This window comes from Clostridium sartagoforme (assembly GCF_004794105.1).
GTDB lineage: Bacteria > Bacillota > Clostridia > Clostridiales > Clostridiaceae > Clostridium > Clostridium sartagoforme_B.
Map to the genome: position 1 here is coordinate 1 of NZ_SRYR01000035.1, position 613 is coordinate 613.

The 613-nt window shown below is 32.6% G+C and carries 1 protein-coding gene; it reads right to left on the minus strand.

The genetic code is table 11. From position 1 onward, the window contains the following. Nucleotides 1–13: 13 nt before the first annotated feature. Nucleotides 14–490: an IS200/IS605 family transposase gene (gene tnpA / locus E5347_RS16725; RefSeq protein ID WP_136008346.1), complete on the minus strand. Its 477-nt coding sequence runs from the start codon at nt 488–490 to the stop codon at nt 14–16. Nucleotides 491–613: the final 123 nt, after the last annotated feature.

Sequence of the window (613 nt, forward strand, 5' to 3'; positions counted from 1 at the left end):
TCGGGTGGTTTTCCTATTTGCTACTTTTTACCGACGATCCCGTGAACGGGTCAATATATTCCTTCATACTAATTTGTTCTGCTATTTGGTCTTCTTGAATTTGATTCTGAATATACTTTGCGATTGCAGTCTTATTTCTTCCTACTGTATCTACGTAATATCCTCTGCACCAAAAATGTCTATTTCCATACTTATATTTTAAATTTGCAAATCTATCAAAAATCATTAAACTACTTTTTCCTTTTAAGATTCCCATGAACTTTGATACACTCATTTTAGGCGGAATTGTAACCAACATATGTATATGATCTGAGCAAACATTCGCTTCGATTATTTCTACTCCATGTCTTATACAAATGATTCTTAATATCTTTCCAATTTCAGCCTTATATTTTCCATATATTATTTGTCTTCTATATTTCGGTGCAAATACTATATGATATTGACACCTCCATTTTGTATGTGATAAGCTTTCTATGTCGTTACCCATACGACACACCTCCTATGATTAATTTGTTTTACGATTGTCAGTCGTTGCAATTATATAATAGGAGTTTTTTCTGTTCAGAGCTTAAGCCATTTTATCCACTGGCATAGCCAGTGGTTTTCAATA